The 25,417-nt window shown below is 72.3% G+C and carries 23 protein-coding genes; 21 read left to right on the top strand and 2 right to left on the bottom strand.

From position 1 onward, the window contains the following. Positions 1 to 343 precede the first annotated feature (343 nt). The 4 genes from OG392_RS07025 (at position 344) to nusB (ending at position 3,459) form a co-directional block, all read left to right on the top strand. The gene (locus OG392_RS07025) at positions 344 to 1,168 is read left to right on the top strand and encodes an AAA family ATPase (RefSeq protein ID WP_443054696.1); all 825 of its coding nucleotides are present in this window, start codon (positions 344 to 346) and stop codon (positions 1,166 to 1,168) included. Positions 1,169 to 1,290: 122 nt separating this feature from the next. After that, entirely contained in the window at positions 1,291 to 2,403 is a 1,113-nt protein-coding gene (locus OG392_RS07020; RefSeq protein ID WP_329276714.1) for an aminopeptidase P family protein, read from the top strand. A gap of 49 nt (positions 2,404 to 2,452) precedes the next feature. Then, positions 2,453 to 3,019, top strand: coding sequence for an elongation factor P (gene efp / locus OG392_RS07015; RefSeq protein WP_266889643.1), 567 nt, complete (start codon positions 2,453 to 2,455; stop codon positions 3,017 to 3,019). A 2-nt stretch (positions 3,020 to 3,021) separates the two neighbouring features. After that, entirely contained in the window at positions 3,022 to 3,459 is a 438-nt protein-coding gene (gene nusB / locus OG392_RS07010; RefSeq protein ID WP_189832318.1) for a transcription antitermination factor NusB, read from the top strand. Between the two features lie 255 nt (positions 3,460 to 3,714). Here the strand turns inward: nusB and bldD are convergent, their stop codons facing one another. Further along, complete coding sequence (gene bldD / locus OG392_RS07005; protein WP_015032294.1) at positions 3,715 to 4,215, bottom strand: transcriptional regulator BldD; 501 nt, start codon at positions 4,213 to 4,215, stop codon at positions 3,715 to 3,717. A gap of 246 nt (positions 4,216 to 4,461) precedes the next feature. Here bldD and pyrR point away from each other — a divergent pair, with 246 nt between their 5' ends. The 14 genes from pyrR (at position 4,462) to OG392_RS06935 (ending at position 21,029) form a co-directional block, all read left to right on the top strand. Continuing rightward, positions 4,462 to 5,028, top strand: a complete 567-nt coding sequence (gene pyrR / locus OG392_RS07000) for a bifunctional pyr operon transcriptional regulator/uracil phosphoribosyltransferase PyrR (protein ID WP_329276711.1) — start codon at positions 4,462 to 4,464, stop codon at positions 5,026 to 5,028. Between the two features lie 86 nt (positions 5,029 to 5,114). After that, positions 5,115 to 6,095 carry an aspartate carbamoyltransferase catalytic subunit gene (locus OG392_RS06995; protein WP_329276709.1) on the top strand — a complete coding sequence of 327 codons (981 nt, stop codon included), beginning with the start codon at positions 5,115 to 5,117 and terminating at the stop codon, positions 6,093 to 6,095. Positions 6,096 to 6,097: 2 nt separating this feature from the next. After that, positions 6,098 to 7,384, top strand: a complete 1,287-nt coding sequence (locus tag OG392_RS06990) for a dihydroorotase (RefSeq protein ID WP_329276707.1) — start codon at positions 6,098 to 6,100, stop codon at positions 7,382 to 7,384. Beyond that, positions 7,381 to 7,953, top strand: coding sequence for a PH-like domain-containing protein (locus OG392_RS06985; protein WP_329276705.1), 573 nt, complete (start codon positions 7,381 to 7,383; stop codon positions 7,951 to 7,953). Before OG392_RS06990 ends, OG392_RS06985 begins: the two co-directional genes overlap by 4 nt. Beyond that, positions 7,950 to 9,098: a glutamine-hydrolyzing carbamoyl-phosphate synthase small subunit gene (carA, locus tag OG392_RS06980; protein WP_329276703.1), complete on the top strand. Its 1,149-nt coding sequence runs from the start codon at positions 7,950 to 7,952 to the stop codon at positions 9,096 to 9,098. Before OG392_RS06985 ends, carA begins: the two co-directional genes overlap by 4 nt. Next, positions 9,091 to 12,399 carry a carbamoyl-phosphate synthase large subunit gene (carB, locus tag OG392_RS06975; protein ID WP_329276701.1) on the top strand — a complete coding sequence of 1,103 codons (3,309 nt, stop codon included), beginning with the start codon at positions 9,091 to 9,093 and terminating at the stop codon, positions 12,397 to 12,399. Before carA ends, carB begins: the two co-directional genes overlap by 8 nt. Before the next feature lie 56 nt (positions 12,400 to 12,455). After that, positions 12,456 to 13,565 (top strand): quinone-dependent dihydroorotate dehydrogenase, encoded by a 1,110-nt coding sequence (locus OG392_RS06970; protein WP_329276698.1) that lies wholly within the window; start codon positions 12,456 to 12,458, stop codon positions 13,563 to 13,565. Continuing rightward, a complete protein-coding gene (gene pyrF / locus OG392_RS06965; RefSeq protein WP_329276696.1) occupies positions 13,562 to 14,398 on the top strand; it encodes an orotidine-5'-phosphate decarboxylase in 837 nt (278 codons plus the stop codon). Before OG392_RS06970 ends, pyrF begins: the two co-directional genes overlap by 4 nt. A 331-nt stretch (positions 14,399 to 14,729) precedes the next feature. Further along, on the top strand, positions 14,730 to 15,053 hold the full coding sequence (locus tag OG392_RS06960) for an integration host factor (RefSeq protein WP_030204477.1): 324 nt from the start codon (positions 14,730 to 14,732) through the stop codon (positions 15,051 to 15,053). 73 nt (positions 15,054 to 15,126) lie between these two features. Then, positions 15,127 to 15,699: a guanylate kinase gene (gene gmk, locus OG392_RS06955; protein WP_329276694.1), complete on the top strand. Its 573-nt coding sequence runs from the start codon at positions 15,127 to 15,129 to the stop codon at positions 15,697 to 15,699. A gap of 65 nt (positions 15,700 to 15,764) precedes the next feature. After that, positions 15,765 to 16,037 (top strand): DNA-directed RNA polymerase subunit omega, encoded by a 273-nt coding sequence (gene rpoZ / locus OG392_RS06950; protein WP_030316319.1) that lies wholly within the window; start codon positions 15,765 to 15,767, stop codon positions 16,035 to 16,037. Positions 16,038 to 16,134: 97 nt separating this feature from the next. Continuing rightward, positions 16,135 to 17,352, top strand: a complete 1,218-nt coding sequence (gene coaBC / locus OG392_RS06945; protein ID WP_329276692.1) for a bifunctional phosphopantothenoylcysteine decarboxylase/phosphopantothenate--cysteine ligase CoaBC — start codon at positions 16,135 to 16,137, stop codon at positions 17,350 to 17,352. Positions 17,353 to 17,588: 236 nt separating this feature from the next. After that, positions 17,589 to 18,797, top strand: coding sequence for a methionine adenosyltransferase (gene metK, locus OG392_RS06940; RefSeq protein ID WP_030316322.1), 1,209 nt, complete (start codon positions 17,589 to 17,591; stop codon positions 18,795 to 18,797). Between the two features lie 93 nt (positions 18,798 to 18,890). Further along, entirely contained in the window at positions 18,891 to 21,029 is a 2,139-nt protein-coding gene (locus OG392_RS06935; RefSeq protein ID WP_329276690.1) for a primosomal protein N', read from the top strand. A gap of 145 nt (positions 21,030 to 21,174) precedes the next feature. Here the strand turns inward: OG392_RS06935 and OG392_RS06930 are convergent, their stop codons facing one another. Further along, positions 21,175 to 21,693 (bottom strand): hypothetical protein, encoded by a 519-nt coding sequence (locus OG392_RS06930; RefSeq protein WP_329276689.1) that lies wholly within the window; start codon positions 21,691 to 21,693, stop codon positions 21,175 to 21,177. A gap of 327 nt (positions 21,694 to 22,020) precedes the next feature. On the opposite strand from OG392_RS06930, the gene fmt reads away from it, so the two are divergent. From fmt to rpe, 3 genes are all read left to right on the top strand, one after another. Further along, positions 22,021 to 22,953: a methionyl-tRNA formyltransferase gene (gene fmt / locus OG392_RS06925; RefSeq protein ID WP_329276688.1), complete on the top strand. Its 933-nt coding sequence runs from the start codon at positions 22,021 to 22,023 to the stop codon at positions 22,951 to 22,953. Between the two features lie 156 nt (positions 22,954 to 23,109). After that, entirely contained in the window at positions 23,110 to 24,522 is a 1,413-nt protein-coding gene (locus OG392_RS06920; RefSeq protein ID WP_329276687.1) for an RsmB/NOP family class I SAM-dependent RNA methyltransferase, read from the top strand. A gap of 150 nt (positions 24,523 to 24,672) precedes the next feature. After that, positions 24,673 to 25,356 carry a ribulose-phosphate 3-epimerase gene (gene rpe, locus OG392_RS06915; protein ID WP_329276685.1) on the top strand — a complete coding sequence of 228 codons (684 nt, stop codon included), beginning with the start codon at positions 24,673 to 24,675 and terminating at the stop codon, positions 25,354 to 25,356. The last annotated feature ends 61 nt before the right edge of the window (positions 25,357 to 25,417 follow it).

The raw sequence follows: 25,417 nt of genomic DNA, 5'->3' as shown, positions 1-25,417 counted from the left end.
CGGGGACGGTAACGTTCCGGCGCACCGGATACACCGGATACATCAGGCGTACGAGACGGAGTGGGGCCGGATGCAGCACGCAGTGGGGGGTCCGCTGCCACCGTCGGAGCGACCGGACGGGGCGACCGGCCCCGGCACCGGCCCGGGGCCCGTTCCCGATTCCGCCTCCCTGCCCGGGGGCGTCCCCGGCACGGGTCAGGGGCAGGGGGCCGGGACCGGATCGGCGGCCGGACCCGGGTCCACCACGCCCGGCGGCGTCCCGGGCGGGCGGCCGCCGATACCGCCGACTCCGCCCGGCGCCCCGTACCCGGGTCCCGGTCCGGCCACCGGACCCCGGCTGGGCGTGCACCCCACCGTCCGGAGCGGCGCGCCCCGGCTTCCGCACTCCGCCCCGCCCCCGCACTCCGCCCCGCCTCCCGCGGGGCCCGGGACGGCCGGCTGGGGCGGCCCCGGAGCCGTACCGCAGCATTCCGGCGGCCCCCGGCACCCGGGCGGATCGCAGTACCCCGGCGGGCAGCAGCCCCCGCGCGTCGACCTCACCGGACACGTGCCCCTGCCGCCCGTGAGCGCGCCGCTCGCGCCCGCCGTGGAGCACGGCGGCGGTACCGGGGCCGCGACCCTCGCCGTGCTGCTCATCGGCCCGGCGGGCGCCGGCAAGACCACCGTCGCCCGGCACTGGGCGCAGCGCCGCCGGGTGCCCACCGCGCACATCAGCCTCGACGACGTCCGCGAGTGGGTCTGCTCCGGCTTCGCCGACCCGCAGTCCGGGTGGAACGAGCACTCCGAGGCGCAGTACCGGCTCGCCCGCCGCACCTGTGGCTTCGCCGCGCGCAACTTCCTCGCCAACGGCATCTCCTGCATCGTCGACGACGCCGTCTTCCCCGACCGGCCCGTCGTCGGCCTCGGCGGCTGGAAGCGCCACGTCGGCCCCGGGCTGCTGCCCGTGGTGCTCCTGCCCGGCCTGGAGGTCGTCCTGGAGCGCAACGCCGAGCGCAGCGGCAACCGGCGCCTCTCGGACGAGGAGGTCGCCGCCATCCACGGGCGGATGGCCGGCTGGTACGGCTCCGGCCTGCCGATCATCGACAACTCCACGTACGACGTCGAGACCACCGCGCGCGTCCTCGACGACGTCCTGGCCCGCGCGATCGCCAGCCCGCCGACCTGGTGACCCCCGGGCCGGACCGGGAGATCCGGCCCGGCCCGCGGCGCGCGGCCGCGTCCCGGCGGGGGGACCGCCCGGTCGGCCGTTCTGAACAGGCCGCCGCGCCCCGCTGCTCGTACGCTCGGAGCATGTCAGAGGTGTATGCGGACCGCCGTGTACGGCTGCGCGATCGCTGCGCGGCCGCGGGCAGCCCGGCGGCCCTGGTCTCCCGCCCCGCCAACGTCCGCTATCTCGCGGGCGGATCGCCCCCGGGCGCGGTCCTCCTCGTCGGGCCCGAGCCCGACGCGGACGTGCTGCTCTGCCCGGTCGCGCCCACCGGCGAACCGGCCGACGGACGGCTCGACGAACTCCTCCGACGGCAGGTCCTGCCCGCCGGCGGCGGAGATCCGGCCGTGGCCGCGGTCGACCTCGCCCGCCGGGCGGGCGCCGACGCGCTGGCGGTCGAGGAGCACGATCTGACCGTCACCCGGCACCGGGCCATGGGCTCCGTCGCTCCCGGGCTGCGGCTCGCCGACCTCGCCTGCGCCGTGGAGCAGCTGAGGATCGTCAAGGACGAGGACGAGATCGCCTGCCTCCGGATCGCCGCGGAGATCGCCGACCAGGCGCTCGGCGAACTCCTGGAGTCGATTCTGGTGGGGCGGACCGAACGGCACCTCGCCCTGGAACTGGAGCGGCGGCTCGTCGACCACGGCGCCGACGGGGCCGCCTTCCCGACCTCGGTGGCGACCGGCCCGAACTCCGGCCGCCGGGGCCACCGGCCCTCCGACCGCCGGGTCGAGGAGGGCGATTTCCTCTCCGTCTGCCTCGGTGCCGACTACCGCGGCTACCGCTGCGAGATCGGCCGCACCTTCGTCATCGGCACGACGCCGGCCGACTGGCAGATCGAGCTGTACGAGCTCGTCTTCGCCGCTCAGCGGGCCGGGAGGGAGTCTCTCGTACCCGGCGCCGAGTACCGGGACGTGGACCGGGCCGCGCGCCAGATCCTGGACGCGGCGGGCCACGGGGAGGCGGCCGTACCCCTCACCGGGCACGGGGTGGGGCTCGAAATCGACGAGGACCCGCAGCTGTCACCCTCGGCCATGGGTAAACTGGACGCTTGTGTGCCGGTCACCGTCGAACCGGGGGTCCACCTCCCGGGCCGGGGCGGGGTCCGGATCGATGACACGCTCGTCGTGCGCCAGGAGGCGGACGGCGGACCCGAGCTACTCACCATCACGACCAAGGAGCTGCTCGCGCTGTAGGGCGCGTACGCCTCCACGGTCCCACGTCAGTCCAGGAGATTTCGCAACCGTGGCTTCCACGAACGACCTCAAGAACGGCATGGTGCTCAAGCTCGACGGGGGCCAGCTCTGGTCCGTCGTCGAGTTCCAGCACGTCAAGCCCGGCAAGGGCCCGGCCTTCGTGCGCACCAAGCTGAAGAGCGTGCTCTCCGGCAAGGTCGTCGACAAGACGTTCAACGCCGGCACCAAGGTCGAGACGGCCACCATCGACCGCCGCGACATGCAGTTCTCCTACATGGACGGCGACTACTTCGTCTTCATGGACGAGGAGACCTACGACCAGCTGATGGTCGACCGCAAGTCGGTCGGCGACGCCGCCAACTTCCTGATCGAGGGCTTCACCGCCTCGGTCGCCCAGCACGAGGGCGAGGTGCTCTACGTCGAGCTGCCGGCCGCCGTCGAGCTGGTCATCAAGCACACCGACCCGGGCGTCCAGGGCGACCGCTCCACCGGCGGCACCAAGCCCGCCACGCTGGAGACCGGCCACGAGATCCAGGTCCCGCTCTTCATCACCACCGGCGAGAAGGTCAAGGTCGACACCCGCACCAGCGACTACCTCGGCCGGGTGAACAAGTAACCGTGGCCGCTCGGAGCAAGGCCCGCAAGCGCGCCTTCCAGATCCTCTTCGAGGCGGACCAGCGTGGTGCCTCCGTCCAGGAGGTTCTCGCGGACCAGGTCCGGCACGCGCGGTCCGACGACCGCCAGCCGCCGGTGAACGACTTCACCATGCAGCTGGTCGAGGGCTACGCGTCCCATGTGGCACGGATCGACGAGCTCATCGCGACCTACGCGGTGGACTGGGACCTCGACCGGATGCCCGTCGCCGACCGGAACATCGTGCGCCTCGGTGCGTACGAGCTGATCTGGGAGGACGGCACGCCGGACGCGGTCGCGATCGACGAGGCGGTACAGCTCGCCAAGGAGTTCTCCACGGACGAGTCCCCGACCTTCGTCAACGGTCTGCTGGCGCGCTTCAAGGACTTGAAGCCGCGTCTGCGCCGGGACGCGGACGCCTGAGCCCGTAAGGGCCGGTCCGACGTCACCGGCAGTCGAAGGGGCCCGCAGCACTCGTGCTGCGGGCCCCTTCGGCATGACCCCGGCCCGCCGTTCGCGAGCGAGGGAGAGAACGGCAGGGTTCGTGACGGCTGGCACGGCAGGGTTCGCGAGGGCGTGCACGGCCGGGACCCGTGACGGGGAAAAGCGCCGGGCCCGTGGACGTCGGATGACGTCCACGGGCCCGGCGGTACGTTTCTGCTGGGTCCCCGGAAGGGGTCAGTTCTCCTCGTGGGCGACGGCGCGGCGCGCGTCCGCGTCGAGGACGCCCCAGCTGATGAGCTGCTCGGTGAGGACCGAGGGCGACTGGTCGTAGATGACGGCGAGGGTGCGCAGGTCGTCCTGACGGATCGACAGCACCTTGCCGTTGTAGTCGCCGCGCTGCGACTGGATCGTCGCGGCGTACCGCTGGAGCGGGCCGGCCTTCTCCTGGGGGACGTGCGCCAGGCGCTCCAGGTCGAGGACGAGCTTCGGCGGCGGCTCGGCGGCCCCGCCCGGCGTGGTGCCCGGCAGGAGCTCCTGCACCGGCACTCCGTAGAAGTCGGCCAGCTCGGCAAGACGCTGCACGGTCACTGCGCGGTCGCCACGCTCGTACGAACCGACCACCACGGCCTTCCAACGGCCCTGGGACTTCTCCTCCACCCCGTGGAGCGAGAGACCCTGCTGGGTGCGGATGGCGCGGAGTTTGGCCCCGAGCTGCTTTGCGTATTCGCTGGACATAACGCTCCCGGACGCTGTGACGACATGCGGCTGCGCCGCGCGGCTGGTAACTCACTGTGAGGTTACGCAGCGTTACTCTTTCCCGTCAAGCCGAATGGTCCGTACCGCCTCCTCCCGGGGGACGGCGCCCGGAACGGCTCCAGGGGTGCGAGGGAGGTCTCCGTCCACCCCTGGTATCGTTGACGTCGCAAATCCGACGTCCTTTAAGAGCCGTCCCGTGAGGCGGAGAAGGAGGTCCGTTTCTTCATGGACACCCAGCAGCAGTACGGCGACGACGCGCGGCCCGTTCTCGAGGCCCCGGACATCGCGCGGGTCCTGACCCGCATCGCACACGAGATCGTCGAGCGCGCCAAGGGCGCGGACGACGTGGTTCTCCTCGGCATTCCCACCCGCGGTGTCTTCCTCGCCCGCCGGCTGGCCGAGAAGCTCGAATCGATCACCGGCACCAAGGTCCCCGTCGGCTCCCTGGACATCACCATGTACCGGGACGACCTGCGGATGAAGCCGGCCCGCGCCCTCGGCCGCACCGAGATCCCCGGTGACGGCGTCGACGGCCGCCTCGTCGTCCTCGTCGACGACGTGCTCTTCTCCGGCCGCACCATCCGCGCCGCCCTCGACGCCCTCGGCGACATCGGCCGCCCCCGTGCGGTCCAGCTCGCCGTCCTCGTCGACCGCGGCCACCGCGAGCTTCCGATCCGCGCCGACTACGTCGGCAAGAACCTCCCCACGTCGTTGCGGGAGACGGTCAAGGTCCAGCTCGCCGAGGAGGACGGTCGCGACACCGTCCTGCTCGGTGCCCGGCCCACCGCCTAGCCGGACCGGCTTTCCCCCGCGGGGCCGGGGCACCTCCCCGCGCCCCCGCATGCCCTCACACCTCCCCACCACGGAGAGACTCACCGATGATGCGTCACCTCATCTCGGCCGCCGACCTCACCCGCGACGACGCCGTCCTGATCCTCGACACCGCCGAGGAGATGGCCCGGGTGGCCGACCGGCCCATCCGGAAGCTGCCGACCCTGCGCGGCCGGACCGTCTGCAACCTGTTCTTCGAGGACTCCACCCGGACCCGGATCTCCTTCGAGGCGGCCGAGAAGCGCCTCTCCGCCGACGTGATCAACTTCGCGGCCAAGGGCTCCAGCGTCTCCAAGGGCGAGTCCCTCAAGGACACCGCGCAGACCCTGGAGGCCATGGGCGTCGACGCGGTCGTCATCCGCCACGGCGCCTCCGGAGCCCCGTACCGGCTCGCCACCTCCGGCTGGATCGACGCCCCCGTCATCAACGCCGGCGACGGCACCCACGAGCACCCCACCCAGGCCCTCCTGGACGCCTTCACCATGCGCCGCCGCCTGGTCGGCCGGGACGCCGGACTCGGCCGCGACCTCGAGGGCAGGCGGATCACGCTCGTCGGCGACGTCCTGCACAGCCGGGTCGCCCGCTCCAACGTCGCCCTGCTGCACACCCTCGGCGCCGAGGTCACCCTGGTGGCCCCGCCCACCCTGGTCCCCGTCGGCGTCGAGACCTGGCCCTGCGAGGTCTCGTACGACCTCGACCGCGTGCTGCCGAAGTCCGACGCGGTCATGATGCTGCGTGTGCAGCGCGAGCGGATGAACGCCGCCTTCTTCCCCACCGAGCGCGAGTACTCGCGCCGGTACGGGCTCGACGGCGAGCGGATGGCGAAGATGCCCGAGCACGCCATCGTCATGCACCCCGGCCCCATGGTCCGCGGCATGGAGATCACCGCCGAGGTGGCCGACTCCGACCGCTGCACGGTCGTCGAGCAGGTCGCCAACGGCGTCTCCGTCCGGATGGCGGTCCTCTACCTGCTTCTGGGCGGCAACGACTCCGCCGTCACCCACACCCGCACCGAGGAGAACAAGTAACCATGAGCAAGATCCTTATCCGCGGTGCGCAGGTGCTGGGCGGCGAGGTCCAGGACGTCCTGATCGACGGCGAGACCATCGCCGAGGTCGGCACCGGCCTGTCCGCCGGGGGCGCCACCGTGATCGAGGCCGAGGGCCGGATCCTGCTGCCCGGCCTCGTCGACCTGCACACCCATCTGCGCGAGCCCGGCCGCGAGGACTCCGAGACCGTCCTCACCGGCACCCGTGCCGCCGCCTCCGGCGGATTCACGGCCGTCTTCGCCATGGCCAACACCCACCCGGTCGCCGACACCGCCGGTGTCGTCGAGCAGGTCTACCGGCTCGGCAAGGAGTCCGGCTACTGCGACGTGCAGCCCATCGGCGCCGTCACCGTCGGCCTGGAGGGGAAGAAGCTCGCCGAACTCGGCGCCATGCACGACTCCGCCGCCGGCGTCACCGTCTTCTCCGACGACGGCAAGTGCGTCGACGACGCCGTGATCATGCGCCGCGCCCTGGAGTACGTGAAGGCCTTCGGCGGCGTCGTCGCCCAGCACGCCCAGGAGCCCCGCCTCACCGAGGGCGCCCAGATGAACGAGGGCATCGTCTCGGCCGAACTCGGACTCGGCGGCTGGCCGGCCGTCGCCGAGGAGTCGATCATCGCCCGCGACGTCCTCCTCGCCGAGCACGTCGGCTCCCGCGTCCACATCTGCCACCTCTCCACCGCCGGCTCCGTCGAGATCGTCCGCTGGGCCAAGTCCCGCGGCATCGACGTCACCGCCGAGGTCACCCCGCACCACCTCCTCCTCACCGACGAGATGGCCCGGAGCTACAACCCGGTCTACAAGGTCAACCCGCCGCTGCGCACCGAGAAGGACGTCCTCGCGCTCCGCGAGGCCCTGGCCGACGGCACGATCGACATCGTCGCCACCGACCACGCCCCGCACCCCCACGAGGACAAGGACTGCGAGTGGGCCGCGGCCGCCATGGGCATGGTCGGCCTGGAGACCGCGCTCTCCGTCGTCCAGCAGACGATGGTGGAGACCGGCCTCCTCGACTGGGCCGGCGTCGCCGACCGGATGTCCTTCGCGCCCGCCCGCATCGGACGGGCCACGGGCCACGGACGACCCGTCTCGGCTGGTGAGCCCGCGAACCTGACGCTGGTCGATCCGGCTTACCGTGGTGTCGTGGACCCCGCGGACTTCGCCTCCCGCAGCCGAAACACCCCCTACGAGGGCCGTGAGCTGCCGGGACGCGTCACCCACACCTTCCTGCGGGGCCGGGCAACGGTCGTGGACGGGAAGCTGGCGTGACACCACTCATCGCAATCGCCGCAGAGGCTGCCGATCAGAAGTCGGCGGAGGTGACCGACTGGGCCGGACGGCTCGGCTGGGTCGCCGGACTGCTGCTCTTCATCGCCTTCGTGTACTGGCTGATGCGCCAGGGCTGGAAGTGGCGCGGCAGCCTCCAGTCGGGCCTCCCCGAACTCCCCACCGCGCCCCAGACGGCCGGTACGGCGAAACTGACCCTCAGCGGCCGCTACCACGGCTCCACGACCGCCGGGCAGTGGCTCGACCGGATCGTGGCCCACGGTCTCGGCACCCGCAGCCGCGTCGAGCTCACGCTCACCGACGCCGGGCTCGTGGTCGTACGCCCCGGGGCGAACGACTTCTTCGTCCCGGCCGAGGCCCTGCGCGAAGCCCGTCTCGACAAGGGCATCGCGGGCAAGGTCCTCGCCGAGGGCGGCCTGCTGATCGTCACCTGGGCGCACGGCGACACACTGCTCGACTCCGGTTTCCGGTCCGACCGGGCGGCCGAGCACACCGCCTGGGTCGAGGCCATCCACTCCATGACCACCACGACGGAAGGCATCGCACGATGACGACCTCCACCCGGGGAACCAGCAAGGTTCCCGCCGTACTCGTCCTGGAGGACGGCCGCATCTTCCGCGGCCGCGCCTACGGGGCCGTGGGGGAGACCTTCGGCGAGGCCGTGTTCTCCACCGGCATGTCCGGCTACCAGGAGACCCTCACCGACCCGTCCTACCACCGCCAGGTCGTGGTGATGACGGCCCCGCACGTCGGCAACACGGGCGTCAACGACGAGGACCCCGAGTCCGCGAGGATCTGGGTCTCCGGCTACGTCGTCCGCGACCCCGCCCGCGTCTCCTCCAACTGGCGCGCCCAGCGCTCGCTGGACGAGGAACTGGAGCGCCAGGGCGTCGTCGGCATCTCCGGCATCGACACCCGCGCCCTCACCCGCCACCTGCGCGAGCGCGGCGCCATGCGCGTCGGCATCTTCTCCGGCGAGGCCTGGACCGGCGTCCGCGACGAGGCCCTGCTCGACAAGGTCAAGGCGCAGCCCCAGATGAAGGGCGCGGACCTCTCCGCCGAGGTCGCCACCAAGGAGACGTACGTCGTCCCGGCGATCGGCACCAAGAAGTTCACGGTCGCCGCGATCGACCTCGGCATCAAGGGCATGACGCCGCGCCGCATGGCCGAGCGCGGCATCGAGGTCCACGTGCTGCCGGCCACCGCGACCGTCGAGGACGTGTACGCGGTCGCCCCGGACGGCGTGTTCTTCTCCAACGGCCCGGGCGACCCGGCCACCGCCGACGGCGCCGTCGCCCTCATGCAGGCCGTCCTGGAGCGCAGGACGCCGCTCTTCGGCATCTGCTTCGGCAACCAGATCCTCGGCCGCGCGCTCGGCTTCGGCACCTACAAGCTGAAGTACGGACACCGGGGCATCAACCAGCCCGTCCAGGACCGTACGACCGGCAAGGTCGAGATCACCGCGCACAACCACGGCTTCGCCGTCGACGCGCCCCTCGACAAGGTCTCCGAGACCCCCTTCGGGCGTGCCGAGGTCTCGCACGTCTGCCTGAACGACGACGTCGTGGAAGGCCTCCAGCTGCTCGACCAGCCGGCCTTCTCCGTCCAGTACCACCCCGAGGCGGCCGCGGGCCCGCACGACGCCGCGTACCTCTTCGACCGTTTCGTTTCCCTGATGGAGGCCGAGCGTGCCTAAGCGCACCGATATCCAGTCCGTCCTGGTCATCGGCTCCGGCCCGATCGTCATCGGCCAGGCCGCCGAGTTCGACTACTCCGGCACCCAGGCCTGCCGCATCCTCAAGGCCGAGGGCCTGCGGGTGATCCTGGTCAACTCCAACCCGGCCACGATCATGACCGACCCGGAGATCGCCGACGCCACGTACGTCGAGCCGATCACCCCCGAGTTCGTCGAGAAGATCATCGCCAAGGAGCGCCCCGACGCCCTCCTGCCCACCCTCGGCGGCCAGACCGCGCTCAACACCGCGATCTCCATGCACGAGCAGGGCGTCCTGGAGAAGTACGGCGTCGAGCTCATCGGCGCCAACGTCGAGGCCATCAACAAGGGCGAGGACCGCGACCTCTTCAAGGGCGTCGTCGAGGCCGTCAAGGCCAAGATCGGCTACGGCGAGTCCGCCCGCTCCGTGATCTGCCACACGATGGACGACGTCATCAAGGGCGTCGACACCCTCGGCGGCTACCCCGTCGTCGTCCGTCCCTCCTTCACCATGGGCGGCGCCGGCTCCGGCTTCGCCCACGACGAGGAGGAGCTGCGCCGCATCGCCGGCCAGGGCCTGACGCTCTCCCCGACCACCGAGGTGCTCCTGGAGGAGTCCATCCTCGGCTGGAAGGAGTACGAGCTGGAGCTGATGCGCGACAAGAACGACAACGTCGTGGTCGTCTGCTCCATCGAGAACTTCGACCCGATGGGCGTCCACACCGGTGACTCGATCACCGTCGCCCCGGCGATGACCCTCACCGACCGCGAGTACCAGCGGCTCCGCGACATCGGCATCGCGATCATCCGCGAGGTCGGCGTCGACACCGGCGGCTGCAACATCCAGTTCGCGATCGACCCGGTCGACGGCCGGATCATCGTCATCGAGATGAACCCGCGCGTCTCCCGCTCCTCGGCGCTCGCCTCCAAGGCGACCGGCTTCCCGATCGCCAAGATCGCCGCCCGTCTCGCCGTCGGCTACACGCTGGACGAGATCCCGAACGACATCACGGAGAAGACCCCGGCGTCCTTCGAGCCCACGCTCGACTACGTCGTCGTCAAGGCCCCGCGCTTCGCCTTCGAGAAGTTCCCCTCCGCCGACTCCACGCTGACCACGACCATGAAGTCGGTCGGCGAGGCCATGGCGATCGGCCGCAACTTCTCCGAGGCCCTCCAGAAGGCCCTGCGCTCCCTGGAGAAGAAGGGCTCGCAGTTCACCTTCGTCGGTGAGCCCGGCGACAAGGCCGAGCTGCTCCGCGACGCGGTCCGCCCGACCGACGGCCGCATCAACACCGTCATGCAGGCCATCCGCGCCGGAGCCACCCCGGAGGAGGTCTTCGACGCCACGAAGATCGATCCCTGGTTCGTCGACCAGCTCTTCCTGATCAAGGAGATCGCCGACGAGCTGGCCGGTGCCGAGAAGCTCGACCCGGAGATCCTCGCCGAGGCCAAGCGCCACGGCTTCTCCGACGCCCAGATCGCCGAGATCCGCGGCCTGCGCGAGGACGTCGTCCGCGAGGTCCGGCACGCGCTCGGCGTCCGCCCGGTCTACAAGACGGTCGACACCTGCGCCGCCGAGTTCGCGGCCAAGACCCCGTACTTCTACTCCTCGTACGACGAGGAGTCCGAGGTCGCGCCCCGCACCAAGCCCGCGGTGATCATCCTGGGCTCCGGCCCGAACCGCATCGGCCAGGGCATCGAGTTCGACTACTCCTGCGTCCACGCCTCCTTCGCCCTGAGCGACGCCGGCTACGAGACCGTGATGGTCAACTGCAACCCGGAGACCGTCTCCACGGACTACGACACCTCCGACCGTCTGTACTTCGAGCCGCTGACGCTCGAGGACGTGCTGGAGATCGTCCACGCCGAGACGCTGGCCGGCCCCGTCGCCGGTGTCGTCGTCCAGCTCGGCGGCCAGACCCCGCTGGGCCTCTCGCAGGCCCTCAAGGACAACGGCGTGCCGGTCGTCGGCACCTCCCCGGAGGCCATCCACGCCGCCGAGGACCGCGGCGCCTTCGGCCAGGTCCTCGCCGACGCCGGCCTCCCGGCCCCCAAGCACGGCACCGCGACCACCTTCGCCGGCGCCAAGGCCATCGCCGACGAGATCGGCTACCCCGTCCTCGTGCGCCCCTCGTACGTGCTCGGTGGCCGCGGCATGGAGATCGTCTACGACGAGACCCGCCTGGAGTCGTACATCGCCGAGTCCACCGAGATCAGCCCCACCCGGCCGGTCCTGGTCGACCGCTTCCTCGACGACGCCATCGAGATCGACGTCGACGCCCTCTACGACGGCCACGAGCTCTACCTCGGCGGCGTCATGGAGCACATCGAGGAAGCCGGCATCCACTCCGGCGACTCGGCCTGCGCCCTGCCCCCGATCACCCTCGGCGGCTTCGACATCAAGCGCCTGCGCGCCTCCACCGAGGCCATCGCCAAGGGCGTCGGCGTGCGCGGCCTGATCAACATCCAGTTCGCCATGGCCGGCGACATCCTCTACGTCCTCGAGGCGAACCCGCGGGCCTCCCGGACCGTCCCCTTCACCTCGAAGGCGACCGCCGTCCCGCTCGCGAAGGCCGCCGCCCGCATCTCGCTCGGCGCCACCGTCGCCGAACTGCGCGCCGAGGGCCTGCTGCCGAAGACCGGCGACGGCGGCACCCTGCCGCTCGACGCGCCGATCTCCGTCAAGGAGGCCGTGATGCCGTGGTCGCGCTTCCGCGACGTGCACGGCCGCGGCGTCGACACGGTCCTCGGCCCGGAGATGCGCTCCACCGGCGAGGTCATGGGCATCGACGCGGTCTTCGGCACGGCGTACGCCAAGTCGCAGGCCGGAGCCTACGGCCCGCTGCCCACCAGCGGCCGCGCGTTCATCTCGGTCGCCAACCGCGACAAGCGCTCGATGATCTTCCCGGCGCGCGAGCTGGTCGCCCACGGCTTCGAGCTGCTCGCCACCTCCGGCACCGCCGAGGTCCTCAAGCGCAACGGCATCAACGCCACGATCGTGCGCAAGCTGAGCGAGGGCGAGGGCCCGAACGGCGAGAAGACGATCGTCCAGCTCATCCACGACGGCCAGGTCGACCTGATCGTCAACACCCCGTACGGCACCGGTGGCCGCCTCGACGGCTACGAGATCCGTACGGCCGCGGTGGCGCGCAGCGTCCCGTGCCTCACCACGGTCCAGGCGCTCGCCGCGGCCGTCCAGGGCATCGACGCGCTCAACCGGGGCGATGTCGGGGTCCGCTCGCTCCAGGAACACGCGGAACACCTGACCGCGGCCCGCGACTAGCAAGCCAATGAGGGGGACACCGGAAACGGTGTCCCCCTCTTGCTGAGGACACCCACATGTACAAGTTCTTCTTCAACCTCGTCTTCAAGCGCATGGACCCCGAGAAGGCCCACTACCTGGCCTTCCGCTGGATCCGCCTCGCGGCCCGCGTCCCGGTGCTGCGGACCTTCGTCGCCGCCGTCCTCGCCCCCCGGTACAAGGAGCTGCGCACCGAGGCCCTCGGCCTGCGGATGCACGGCCCCTTCGGGCTCGCCGCCGGCTTCGACAAGAACGCCGTCGCCATCGACGGCATGTCGATGCTCGGCTTCGACCACGTCGAGATCGGCACCGTCACCGGCGAGGCCCAGCCCGGCAACCCCAAGAAGCGCCTCTTCCGGCTGGTCCCGGACCGCGCGCTCATCAACCGCATGGGCTTCAACAACGAGGGCTCCGCCGCCGTCGCCGAGCGCCTCCACGCGCGCGTTCCGGTCTTCAGGACCGTCGTCGGCGTCAACATCGGCAAGACGAAGGTCGTCCCCGAGGCCGAGGCCGCCGCCGACTACGTGAAGTCCACCGAGCGCCTCGCCGCGCACGCCGACTACCTCGTCGTGAACGTCTCCTCGCCGAACACCCCGGGTCTGCGCAACCTCCAGGCCACCGAGTCCCTGCGGCCGCTCCTCACCGCCGTACGCGAGGCCGCCGACCGCACGGTCACCGACCGCCGGGTCCCGCTCCTGGTCAAGATCGCCCCCGACCTGGCCGACGAGGACGTCGACGCGGTCGCCGACCTCGCCCTGGAGCTCGGCCTCGACGGGATCATCGCCACCAACACCACCATCGCGCGCGAGGGCCTCGGCCTGCTGTCCGACCCCGCGCTGGTCAAGGAGACCGGCGGGCTGTCCGGCGCGCCCGTCAAGGAGCGCTCCCTCGCGGTCCTCAGGCGCCTCCACGCGCGCGTGGGCGACCAGCTGGTCCTCGTCGGCGTTGGCGGCATCGAGAACGCCGAGGACGCCTGGCAGCGGATCCTCGCCGGCGCCACCCTGATCCAGGGCTACAGCGCCTTCGTCTACGAGGGCCCGTTCTACGCCCGCGCGATCCACAAGGGCCTCGCCGCGCGTCTGGCGGCCTCCCCCTACGCCACCCTCGCCGAGGCCGTCGGCGCCGACTCCCGAAAGGCCGCCAAGTGACCCTCTCCTTCGGCACCCGTCTGCGCTCCGCCATGGACGGACGCGGCCCGCTCTGTGTCGGCATCGACCCGCACGCCGCCCTGCTCGACTCCTGGGGCCTGACCGACGACATCGCCGGTCTGGAGCGGTTCACCTTCACCGTCGTCGAGGCGCTCGCGGACACCGTGGCCGTGTTCAAGCCGCAGTCCGCCTTCTTCGAGCGCTTCGGCTCGCGCGGTGTCGCCGTCCTGGAGCGCGCCGTCGCCGATCTGCGCGCGGCGGGCGGCCTGGTCGTCATGGACGCCAAGCGCGGCGACATCGGCTCCACGATGGCCGCGTACGCGGAGACCTACCTGCGCAAGGACTCCCCGCTCTTCTCCGACGCGCTCACGGTCTCCCCGTACCTCGGCTACGGCTCCCTCAAGCCGGCCGTCGACCTGGCCCGCGAGTCCGGCGCGGGTCTCTTCGTCCTGGCCCTGACGTCCAACCCGGAGGGCGCGGAGGTCCAGCGGGCCGTCCGCGAGGACGGCCGCACGATCGGCGCCACCATGCTGGGCCACCTCGCCGCGGAGAACGCGGGGGAGACCCCGATGGGCTCCTTCGGCGCGGTCGTCGGTGCCACGCTCAGCGACCTGTCCTCGTTCGACCTGGACATCAACGGTCCGCTCCTCGCCCCCGGGATCGGTGCCCAGGGCGCGACCCCGGCCGACCTCCCGGCCGTCTTCGGCGCGGCCGTGGGCAACGTCGTCCCGAACGTCAGCCGCGGGGTCCTGCGGCACGGCCCCGACGCCTCCGCCCTGCGGGACTCGGCGCACCGGTACGCGGACGAGATCCGCGCGGCGGTCGGCGGGTAACGAGCTTCTCGGTCTCTCCGCAGGTCGGAGCGGATCGACCCGGATGTCGGCACTGTTTCGGCCCGGTGGGACGACCCGTCCCACCGGGCCGTCTCACTCCTTGACGAAAACTTGGCTCAAAACCGGGTCGTTTTGCCGGAAAAGTCCCGGTCGGTCGATGCTGACCAGGACTTTTCCTTCGTTCTCGCTGACTGGAGCGGCCTCGGCCGCTAGTCTCCGGGGCAGAGCAGGCGTTCAACGACCACTCCGTTGAGCGTTGCTCCACTGGTGTGGGGCGCGAGGTTCCTCACCGGTCCGTATCCGACAGATCGACATCCGAGGTGACGTAGGCGTGGCTCTTCCGCCCCTTACCCCTGAACAGCGCGCAGCCGCGCTCGAAAAGGCCGCCGCGGCTCGCCGGGAGCGGGCCGAGGTCAAGAATCGACTCAAGCACTCCGGCGCCTCTCTTCACGAGGTCATCAAGACCGGCCAGGAGAACGACGTCATCGGCAAGATGAAGGTCTCCGCGCTGCTCGAGTCCCTGCCCGGCGTGGGCAAGGTCCGCGCCAAGCAGATCATGGAGCGCCTCGGCATCTCCGAGAGCCGCCGGGTGCGCGGTCTCGGTTCCAACCAGATCGCCTCCCTGGAGCGCGAGTTCGGCAGCACCGGCGCCTGATCCGGCGACCGGTCCGGCTCCGGATCCGGGACACGCGTCCCGGGCACCCCGGTGAAGCTGGAATAATCGCTGCATGGCAGCAGAGGCACGTCCGCGGCTGACCGTGCTCTCCGGCCCCTCAGGGGTCGGCAAGAGCACGGTCGTCGCTCATATGCGCAAGGTCCACCCCGAGGTATGGCTCTCGGTGTCGGCGACGACACGGAAGCCCCGCCCCGGCGAGAAGCACGGCGTCCACTACTTCTTCGTGACGGACGACGAGTTCGACAAGCTGATCGCCAACGGTGAACTCCTCGAATGGGCCGAGTTCGCGGGCAATCGGTACGGCACACCGCGCCGCGCGGTCCTCGACCGCCTCGACGCCGGCGAGCCCGTGCTCCTGGAGATCGACCTCCAGGGCGCCCGCCAGGTGAAGGACTCGATGTCCGAGTCCCAGCTGGTCTTCCTGGCCCCGCCGAGCTGGGAGGAACTGGTCCGCCGCCTCACCGGCCGCGGCACCGAGTCGCCCGAGGTCATCGAGCGCCGACTGGCCGCCGCGAAGGTCGAGCTGGCCGCCGAGTCGGAGTTCGACACCACGCTCGTCAACACCTCCGTCGAGGACGTTGCGCGCGAGCTGCTAACGTTGATGCTGTTGACTTCTGGGGAATGATCCACTTGTTCCCCCGGACACCCAACGGTTGTCCGATCCTTTTCTCCATCTTCGGAAGGTAGAGCGTGTCCTCTTCCATCACCGCGCCCGAGGGCATCATCAACCCGCCGATCGACGAGCTGCTCGAGGCCACGGACTCGAAGTACAGCCTCGTGATCTACGCGGCCAAGCGCGCGCGTCAGATCAATGCGTACTACTCCCAGCTCGGCGAGGGCCTGCTGGAGTACGTGGGTCCGCTGGTCGACACCCACGTCCACGAGAAGCCGCTCTCGATCGCCCTGCGCGAGATCAACGCGGGTCTGCTGACGTCCGAGGCCATCGAGGGCCCGGCCACGTAAGCGCGTCACGTTCCTTCACCACAGGCCCGGCGGAACATCCGCCGGGCCTGTGGTGTCTCATGGAGTCGTAGGCATCCGAGTGCGGGGAGTGGCAGTGGTGACCAAGCCGAAGGTCGTTCTGGGGGTCAGCGGCGGCATCGCCGCCTACAAGGCCTGCGAGCTGCTCCGGCGGCTCACCGAGTCGGGCCACGACGTCTGCGTCGTCCCCACCGACTCCGCCCTCCACTTCGTCGGTGAGGCCACCTGGTCCGCGCTCTCCGGGAACCCCGTCTCGACCGAGGTGTGGGAGAGCGTCCACGAGGTGCCGCACGTCCGGATCGGCCAGGCCGCCGACCTCGTCGTCGTCGCCCCCGCCACGGCCGACATGCTCGCCAAGGCCGCCCACGGCCTCGCGGACGACCTGCTCACCAACACGCTGCTCACCGCGCGCTGTCCCGTCGTCTTCGCCCCCGCCATGCACACCGAGATGTGGGAGCACCCGGCGACCCAGGAGAACGTGGCGACCCTGCGCCGCCGCGGCGCCGTCGTCATCGAGCCGGCCGTCGGCCGCCTCACCGGCGTCGACACCGGCAAGGGCCGGCTGCCCGACCCGGCGGAGATCTTCGAGGTCTGCCGGCGCGTCCTCGCGCGCGGCGCGGACGCCCTCGCCCCCGACCTCGCCGGCCGCCACGTGGTGGTCAGCGCCGGCGGCACCCGGGAGCCCCTCGACCCCGTCCGCTACCTGGGCAACCGTTCCTCCGGGAAGCAGGGGTACGCGCTCGCGCGGGCCGCGGCCGCCCGGGGCGCCAGGGTCACCCTCGTCGAGGCCAACACCGGTATCCCGGACCCGGCCGGGGTCGACGTCGTCCATGTCGGCACCGCCGTCCAGCTCCGCGAGGCCGTGCTCAAGGCCGTCGCCGACGCGGACGCCGTGGTCATGGCGGCCGCCGTGGCCGACTTCCGGCCGGCCGTCTACGCCACCGGGAAGATCAAGAAGAAGGACGACGGGGGAGCGCCCACCGTCGAACTCGTCCGCAACCCCGACGTGCTCGCCGAGATCTCCGCCGACCGGGCCCTGCCGGGTCAGGTGGTCGTCGGCTTCGCCGCCGAGACCGACGACGTCCTCGCCAACGGCCGCGAGAAGCTCCGCCGCAAGGGCTGCGACCTCCTCGTCGTCAACGAGGTGGGGGAGCGCAAGACCTTCGGCTCCGAGGAGAACGAGGCGGTCGTGCTCGCCTCGGACGGCGCCGAGACCCCCGTACCGCACGGTCCGAAGGAAGCGCTCGCCGAGACGGTCTGGGACCTGGTCCTGCCGCGGCTGCGCGCCACGACCTGACCCGTCCGGTCCCACGAGGACCGGGAATCCAGCGCGGCGCGTGTGATGTACGCCCCATCAGGGCGTTCACCCGCCGCGAAGCGGCCGGATTCACCCGCTCAGGGCATTCGCCAGGCGAGACACCTGGTCCATCCCGCGACCACGACCGATAGACTGTCCGCGGAACGTCTTGGGGCGCAGCCCCCTGCCGGTCCGTCAACGAAGAGCCAGCAGCCGCTGCAACCCCAGGGAGCGTTGTGTCCCGTCGTCTGTTCACCTCGGAGTCCGTCACCGAGGGACACCCCGACAAGATCGCTGACCAGATCAGCGACACCATCCTCGACGCACTGCTGCGGGAGGACCCCACCTCGCGCGTCGCCGTCGAGACGCTGATCACCACCGGCCTCGTGCACGTCGCCGGTGAGGTGACCACGAAGGCGTGGGCGGACATCCCGACCCTCGTCCGGAACAAGATCCTCGAGATCGGTTACGACTCCTCGAAGAAGGGCTTCGACGGCGCCTCCTGTGGCGTGTCGGTGTCCATCGGGTCTCAGTCCCCGGACATCGCCCAGGGCGTGGACACCGCGTACGAGCAGCGGGTCGAGGGCGATGAGGACGAGCTGGACAAGCAGGGCGCCGGCGACCAGGGCCTGATGTTCGGATACGCGTCGGACGAGACCCCCGAGCTGATGCCGCTGCCGATCCACATCGCGCACCGGCTCTCCCGCCGGCTGACCGAGGTCCGCAAGAACGGCACCATCCCGTACCTGCGCCCCGACGGCAAGACCCAGGTCACCATCGAGTACGACGGCGACAAGGCCGTCCGCCTCGACACGGTCGTCGTCTCCTCGCAGCACGCGTCGGACATCGACCTGGAGTCGCTGCTCGCGCCCGACATCCGCGAGTTCGTCGTCGAGCACGTGCTCAAGCAGCTCGTCGAGGACGGCATCAAGCTCGACACCGACGGTTACCGCCTCCTGGTGAACCCGACCGGCCGCTTCGAGATCGGCGGCCCGATGGGCGACGCCGGCCTCACCGGCCGCAAGATCATCATCGACACCTACGGCGGCATGGCCCGTCACGGTGGCGGCGCCTTCTCCGGCAAGGACCCGTCCAAGGTCGACCGCTCGGCCGCCTACGCCATGCGCTGGGTCGCCAAGAACGTCGTCGCCGCCGGCCTCGCCGCGCGCTGCGAGGTCCAGGTCGCCTACGCGATCGGCAAGGCCGAGCCCGTCGGTCTCTTCGTCGAGACCTTCGGCACCAACACCGTCGACAACGAGAAGATCGAGAACGCCATCGCCGAGGTCTTCGACCTCCGCCCGGCCGCGATCATCCGTGACCTCGACCTGCTCCGCCCGATCTACTCCCAGACCGCCGCCTACGGCCACTTCGGCCGTGAGCTGCCGGACTTCACCTGGGAGCGCACGGACCGCGTGGACGCCCTGAAGCAGGCCGCCGGCCTCTGAGGCCCCGGACGCACCCGACCGAAGCCCGGCACCCCTCGCGGTGCCGGGCTTCGGCATGTCCGACTGTCGGTGGCGTCTGGTAGGTATGGGGCTGTGAGCAGCGAGAAAGAGAATCCCGACGAGACCGCTGAACCCGAGCAGCTCGCGCTCATCCGGGAGACCGTGCGGCAGGCGAAGGTGCCCCGCGCCAAGCCGCGGACCTGGCGCGGGGCGGCGCTGGCCAAGGAACTGCCCGTCGCGCGCGTCGTGGTGAACAAGGGATCGCTCCATCTCGACCAGTTCTTCGACTACGCGGTCCCCGAAGAGCTCGACGAGGCCGCCCGGCCGGGCGTGCGAGTCCGGGTGCGGTTCGGCGCGGGGGCGCACCAGGTCAAGAACGGACGCCGGGAGGGCGGACGGCTCATCGACGGCTTCCTCGTCGAGCGCCGGGCCACCTCCGACTACTCCGGCCCCCTGGCCGCGCTCGCCGACGTCGTCTCCCCGGAACCGGTCCTCGGACCCGAACTGCTCGGACTCGCCCGCGCCGTCGCCGACCGGTACGCCGGAAGCCTCGCCGACGTGCTCCAGCTCGCCGTGCCGCCGCGCAGCGCCCGTGCCGAGGGCCGCCCCTCGCCGGAGCCGCTGCCACCGCCGGCCGCGCCGGAGCCGGAAAGCTGGACCCGGTACGAGCGGGGGCCCGCGTTCCTCGACTCCCTCGCGCGCGGCGGGTCGCCCCGGGCCGTCTGGAACGCGCTCCCGGGACCGCACTGGGCCGAGGAGATCGCCCGGGCCGTCGGCGCCGCCCTGGCCTCAGGCCGGGGCGCCCTGGTCGTCGTCCCCGACGGGCGCGCGGCGGGGCGCGTCGACGCGGCCCTCACCACCGTCCTGGGCGAGGGGCGGCACGCCCTGCTCACCGCCGAGGCGGGCCCCGAGAAGCGGTACGCGCAGTGGCTCGCCGTACGGCGCGGCGCGGTACGCGCGGTCGTCGGCACCCGGGCCGCGATGTTCGCCCCCGTCCGCGACCTCGGTCTCGTCGTCATCTGGGACGACGGTGACGGCAGCCACAGCGAGCCGCACGCCCCGCAGCCGCACGCCCGCGAGGTCCTGCTGCTCCGCGCCGCCCACGACCGCTGCGCCTTCCTCCTCGGCAGTACCGGCTGCACGGTCGAGGCCGCCCAGCTCGTCGAGTCCGGCTGGGCCAAGGCGCTCTTCGCCGGACGCGAGCAGGTCCGCCGGGCCGCCCCCCTGATCCGGACCGTGGGCGACGGCGAACTGGCCCGTGACGAGGCCGCGCGCGCGGCCCGGCTGCCCTCACTGGCCTGGCAGACCGTGCGCGAGGGGCTCAGGACCGGTCCCGTCCTGGTCCAGGTGCCCCGCCGGGGATACGTACCGCGACTCGCCTGCGAGCGGTGCCGTACGCCCGCCCGCTGCCGTCACTGCGCCGGGCCCCTGGAGGCCCCCGAGCAGCAGGAGCTGCACTGCGGCTGGTGCGGGCGCGGGGCCTCCGACTGGCACTGCGTGGAGTGCGGCGCGACCCGGCTGCGGGCCCAGGTCGTCGGCGCGCGCCGGACGGCGGAGGAACTCGGCCGGGCGTTCCCGGCGGTCCCGGTGAGGACCTCGGGGCGGGACCACATCCTGGACACCGTGCCCGGGCGTCCCGCGCTCGTGGTCTGCACCCCCGGGGCCGAGCCGGTCGCGGAGGGCGGCTACGCGGCCGCGCTGCTCCTCGACGGCTGGGCCATGCTCGGCCGGCCCGATCTGCGCGCGGGCGAGGAGGCCCTGCGCCGCTGGATCGACGCGGCCTCGCTGGTGCGGGGCCAGCCCGAGGGCGGCACGGTGGTCGTCGTCGCCGAGCCCACGCTCCGGCCCGTCCAGGCGCTCGTCCGGTGGGACCCGGTCGGGCACGCCCAGCGCGAGCTGGCCGAGCGGGCCGAGCTGGGCTTCCCGCCGGTCTCCCGGATGGCCGCGGTCACCGGGCCGCCGGAGGCCGTCGCAGGTCTGCTCGCGGCGGCCGGGCTGCCCGCCGACGCCGAGGTGCTCGGCCCGGTGCCGCTGCCGGTGGTCCGCCCCGGCGGACCCCGGAGGCCGGGGGACCCGCCGCCGGGCGAGCAGTGGGAGCGTGCCCTGGTCCGGGTCCCGCCGGGCAGCGGCGCGGCCCTGGCGACCGCGCTCAAGCAGGCCAGGGCGGCGCGGATGACACGGGGCGGCGGGGACCCGGTGCGGATCCGGGTGGACCCGCCGGACATCGGCTGACAGCCGACGGCGGGGCGGTCACCCGGGCACCCGGGACGGCCGTACGCGGGAGAGCCTCATGGGGACGGCTGCCCGGTGCCGCCCCGCCCCACATGGGACGGCCGCCCGCCCCCTGGGGGACGGGCGGCCGTACGGCGTGGGCGGGTCAGCCGTTGCGGGGACCGGGGAAGGCCGAGGTCCGCGGCTCCTCGCGGAGGGAGGCGCTGCCCGAGGTCGGCTGCGGGGGCATCGAGCGGGCGGCGGGCACCGAGGGGAGCGTGCGGGGCGCGCTCGGCTCCACGATCGGGTCCTGGTCGAGGCCGACGCCCGGCTGGGGGGCGCGCCGGGCACCGTAACGGCGGTGGACGGCCTGCTTGGTGACTCCGAGCGCGGAGCCCACCGCGTCCCAGGAGAACCCGAGCGAGCGGTCGAAGTCGACCGCCGCGGTCACCAGGGTCTCGACACTGTCCCGCAGCTCCTGCGCGAGACGAACGGTGGGGGCGGGGGCCCGCCCGTAGACGACGAAGCCCGTGGACGGGCCGGAGCGGCGAGGGCGGTAGACATTGCCCAGCTGGGCCGTGAGCGTGCGCAGTGCGTCCACCTGCCGCCGGACCCGCTCGATGTCCCGCACCAACAGGTGCAGACTCGCCCGAGCCTGGGCGTCGTGGGTTGCGTGGTCGGCCATGTGAAAGCCTCTCGAACCGGCATGTAAGGGGAAGGGCCGCAGGGGGGAACGGCGACCCGATTCGGTCAATCTCTCTTGACCAACGCGCCACCCGGGGTTGGGTCACGCTGCGGGGGCGTACACGCATATGCGCGGGGCGCTCGACCGCTCGTACGCCCCCTCTCTCACCGGCGGCGGGAGCACGCACCTGACGCCGCGGGGTCCGGCGCCGGCAGCACGCAGCCGACGCCGCGGGGCCGGCCTCCGGGCGACGACGGGAGTCCGACGACAGGACCTAGACTGGTGCGCTGCCCGTAAAGCCCCCGGAGAGACAGGCAGTCGCCACTCATGAAGCTCGTCTTCGCAGGCACCCCCGAGGTCGCCGTTCCCGCCCTGGACGCCCTGCTCGCCTCCGGCCGGCACGAGGTCGCCGCTGTCGTCACCCGGCCGGACGCCCCGGCGGGGCGCGGCCGGCGGCTGGTCGCCAGTCCGGTGGCCCAGCGGGCGGAGGAGGCCGGGATCGAGGTCCTGAAGCCGGCCAGGCCCCGTGACGAGGACTTCCTCGCCCGGCTGCGGGAGATCGCCCCGGACTGCTGTCCGGTCGTCGCCTACGGCGCGCTGCTGCCCAAGGTCGCCCTCGACATCCCCGCCCGGGGCTGGGTCAACCTGCACTTCTCGCTGCTGCCGGCCTGGCGCGGCGCGGCCCCCGTGCAGCACTCGCTGATGGCGGGCGACCAGGTCACGGGCGCGTCCACCTTCCTGATCGAGGAGGGCCTGGACTCGGGTCCGGTGTACGGCGTGGTCACCGAGGACGTCCGGCCGACCGACACCAGCGGCGACCTGCTCACCCGGCTCGCCTTCGCGGGTGCCGGGCTGCTCGCCGCCACCATGGACGGCATCGAGGACGGATCTCTCCAGGCCGTGCCGCAGCCGGTCGAAGGGATCACCCTCGCTCCGAAGATCCAGGTCGAGGACGCCCACGTCGACTTCGCCGCCCCCGCGCTGCGGGTGGACCGCGTGGTCCGCGGCTGCACCCCGGCCCCCGGCGCCTGGACGGTGTTCCGGGGCGAGCGCCTCAAGCTGATCCAGGTCACCCCGCTGCCCGACCGCACCGACCTGGCCCCGGGGGAGCTCGCCGCGGGCAAGAACAACGTGTACGCGGGCACCGGCTCGTACGCCGTCGAGCTGCTCTGGGTCCAGCCCCAGGGCAAGAAGCCGATGAAGGCCGCCGACTGGGCCCGTGGCGTGCGCATCGCGCCGGGCGAGGTCCTCGGGGTTTGAGCCCCGACGGCACCCGCCACGGGGCGCGTGCCGACGGGGCCCCGCGCGCCCCGGCGCCGGCGGGCGGCGCGGTCCCCCGGGCCCTGGAGCGGGCGGGGGCGCGGCGGACGTAGGCTTGGGGGGTTCGACCTCGTCATTTCGTCACGCGGAGCACCTTTGAGCGAGCAGGCACGTCGCCGTCCCCACAAGCCCTACCGGCGGCCCCAGAAGGACCCCGTCCGGATGCTTGCCTTCGAGGCGCTGAGGGCGGTGGACGAGCGGGACGCCTACGCGAACCTGGTGCTGCCGCCGCTCCTCAAGAAGGCCCGCGAGGGCGGGAACTTCGACGGCCGGGACGCGGCGCTCGCGACCGAGCTGGTCTACGGGACGCTGCGCCGCCAGGGCACGTACGACGCGATCATCGCGGCCTGCATCGACCGGCCGCTGCGCGAGGTCGACCCGCCCGTGCTCGACGTGCTCGCGCTCGGCGCCCACCAGCTCCTCGGCACCCGGATCCCCACCCACGCCGCCGTCTCCGCCAGCGTCGAGCTGGCGCGGGTCGTGCTCGGCGACGGTCGGGCCAAGTTCGTGAACGCCGTGCTGCGGAAGATCTCGCAGCAGGACCTCGACGCCTGGGTCGCGCAGGTGGCCCCGCCGTACGACGCGGACCCGGAGGACCATCTGGCCGTCGTCCACTCGCACCCCCGCTGGGTCGTCTCGGCGCTCTGGGACTCCCTCGGCGGCGGCCGCGCGGGGATCGAGGACCTCCTGGAGGCCGACAACGAGCGCCCTGAGGTCACCCTCGTCGCCCGTCCCGGCCGCTCCACCACCGAGGAGCTCGCCGAGGCCACCGAGACCCTGCCGGGCCGCTGGTCGCCGTTCGCCGTGCGGATGGCCGAGGGCGGCGAGCCCGGCGCCATCGAGGCGGTCAAGGACGGCCGGGCCGGCGTCCAGGACGAAGGCAGCCAGCTCGTCGCGATCGCCCTGGCCAACGCCCCCGTCGAGGGCTCCGACGCGCGCTGGCTCGACGGCTGCGCGGGCCCGGGAGGCAAGGCCGCGCTCCTGGCGGCCCTCGCCTCCGAGCGGGGCGCCGCCCTGCTCGCCTCCGAGAAGCAGCCGCACCGCGCGCGCCTCGTCGAGCGAGCCCTCGCCGGCAATCCCGGCCCCTACCAGGTCATCGCCGCCGACGGCACCCGTCCGCCGTGGCGCCCCGGTTCCTTCGACCGGGTCCTCATGGACGTGCCCTGCTCGGGCCTCGGCGCCCTGCGCCGGCGGCCCGAGGCCCGCTGGCGCCGTCGCCCCGAGGACCTGGACGGCTTCGCGCCGCTCCAGCGCGCCCTGCTCACCGAGGCGCTCGCCGCGGTCCGCGTGGGCGGCGTCGTGGGGTACGCGACCTGCTCCCCGCACCTCGCCGAGACCCGGGTGGTCGTCGACGACGTCCTGAAGAAGGTCGGCGGCGGCGAGCTGATCGACGCCCGCCCGCTGCTGCCGGGCGTACCGGCGCTCGGTGACGGCCCGGATCTCCAGCTCTGGCCGCATCTGCACGGGACGGACGCCATGTATCTGGCGCTCATCCGTCGCACGGCGTGACCTCGCGGCCCGCCGACCCTTCGATCACCTGACCGTAATCTCCCGGTCTGCGCCGGTCCCGACTCGTCGCTTCGCACCGAAAATGGTCTGGACCGCATCCGAAACCGCTCGGCGGCAAAGAAGTACCCAAGAACGTGGGAGGCTTGGCTCATGGCGCAGATCAACCCCAGCATTCTGTCCGCGGACTTCGCCCGGCTCGCCGATGAGGCGAAGGCCGTCGACGGGGCCGACTGGCTCCACGTCGACGTGATGGACAACCACTTCGTGCCCAACCTGACCCTGGGTGTGCCGATCGTGGAGTCGCTCGCCCGCGCGACCGAGACCCCCCTCGACTGCCATCTGATGATCGAGGACCCCGACCGCTGGGCGCCCCAGTACGTCGAGGCGGGTGCCGGTTCGGTCACCTTCCACGTCGAGGCGGCCGCCGCGCCGGTCCGGCTCGCGCGCGAGATCCGGGCCAAGGGTGCGCGCGCCTCGATGGCGCTCAAGCCGGCCACGCCCATCGAGCCGTACGAGGACCTGCTCCCCGAGCTCGACATGCTGCTGATCATGACCGTCGAGCCCGGCTTCGGTGGCCAGGCCTTCCTCGACATCATGCTGCCCAAGATCCGGCGCACCCGTGAGCTGATCTCCAAGCACGGTCTGGAGCTCTGGCTGCAGGTCGACGGCGGGGTCTCCGAATCCACGATCGAGCGGTGCGCGGAGGCCGGCGCCGATGTCTTCGTGGCGGGTTCCGCGGTCTACGGCGCGGCCGACCCGGCCGCCGCCGTCGCCTCGCTGCGGACCCGCGCGGAGGCCGTGACGGCCGTCGCCCCGTGGGCGTGTGGCCACTGAGCCTCCGGCTGATGAACGCGGTCCGTCGGGCCGCCGACAGGACTGATCAAGGCCCGCCGTA

The organism is Streptomyces sp. NBC_00691, assembly GCF_036226665.1.
In the GTDB taxonomy this organism is placed as follows: Bacteria; Actinomycetota; Actinomycetes; order Streptomycetales; family Streptomycetaceae; genus Streptomyces.
Note: the sequence above shows the minus strand (reverse complement) of the source record. Positions and strands in the feature narration are given on the sequence as shown.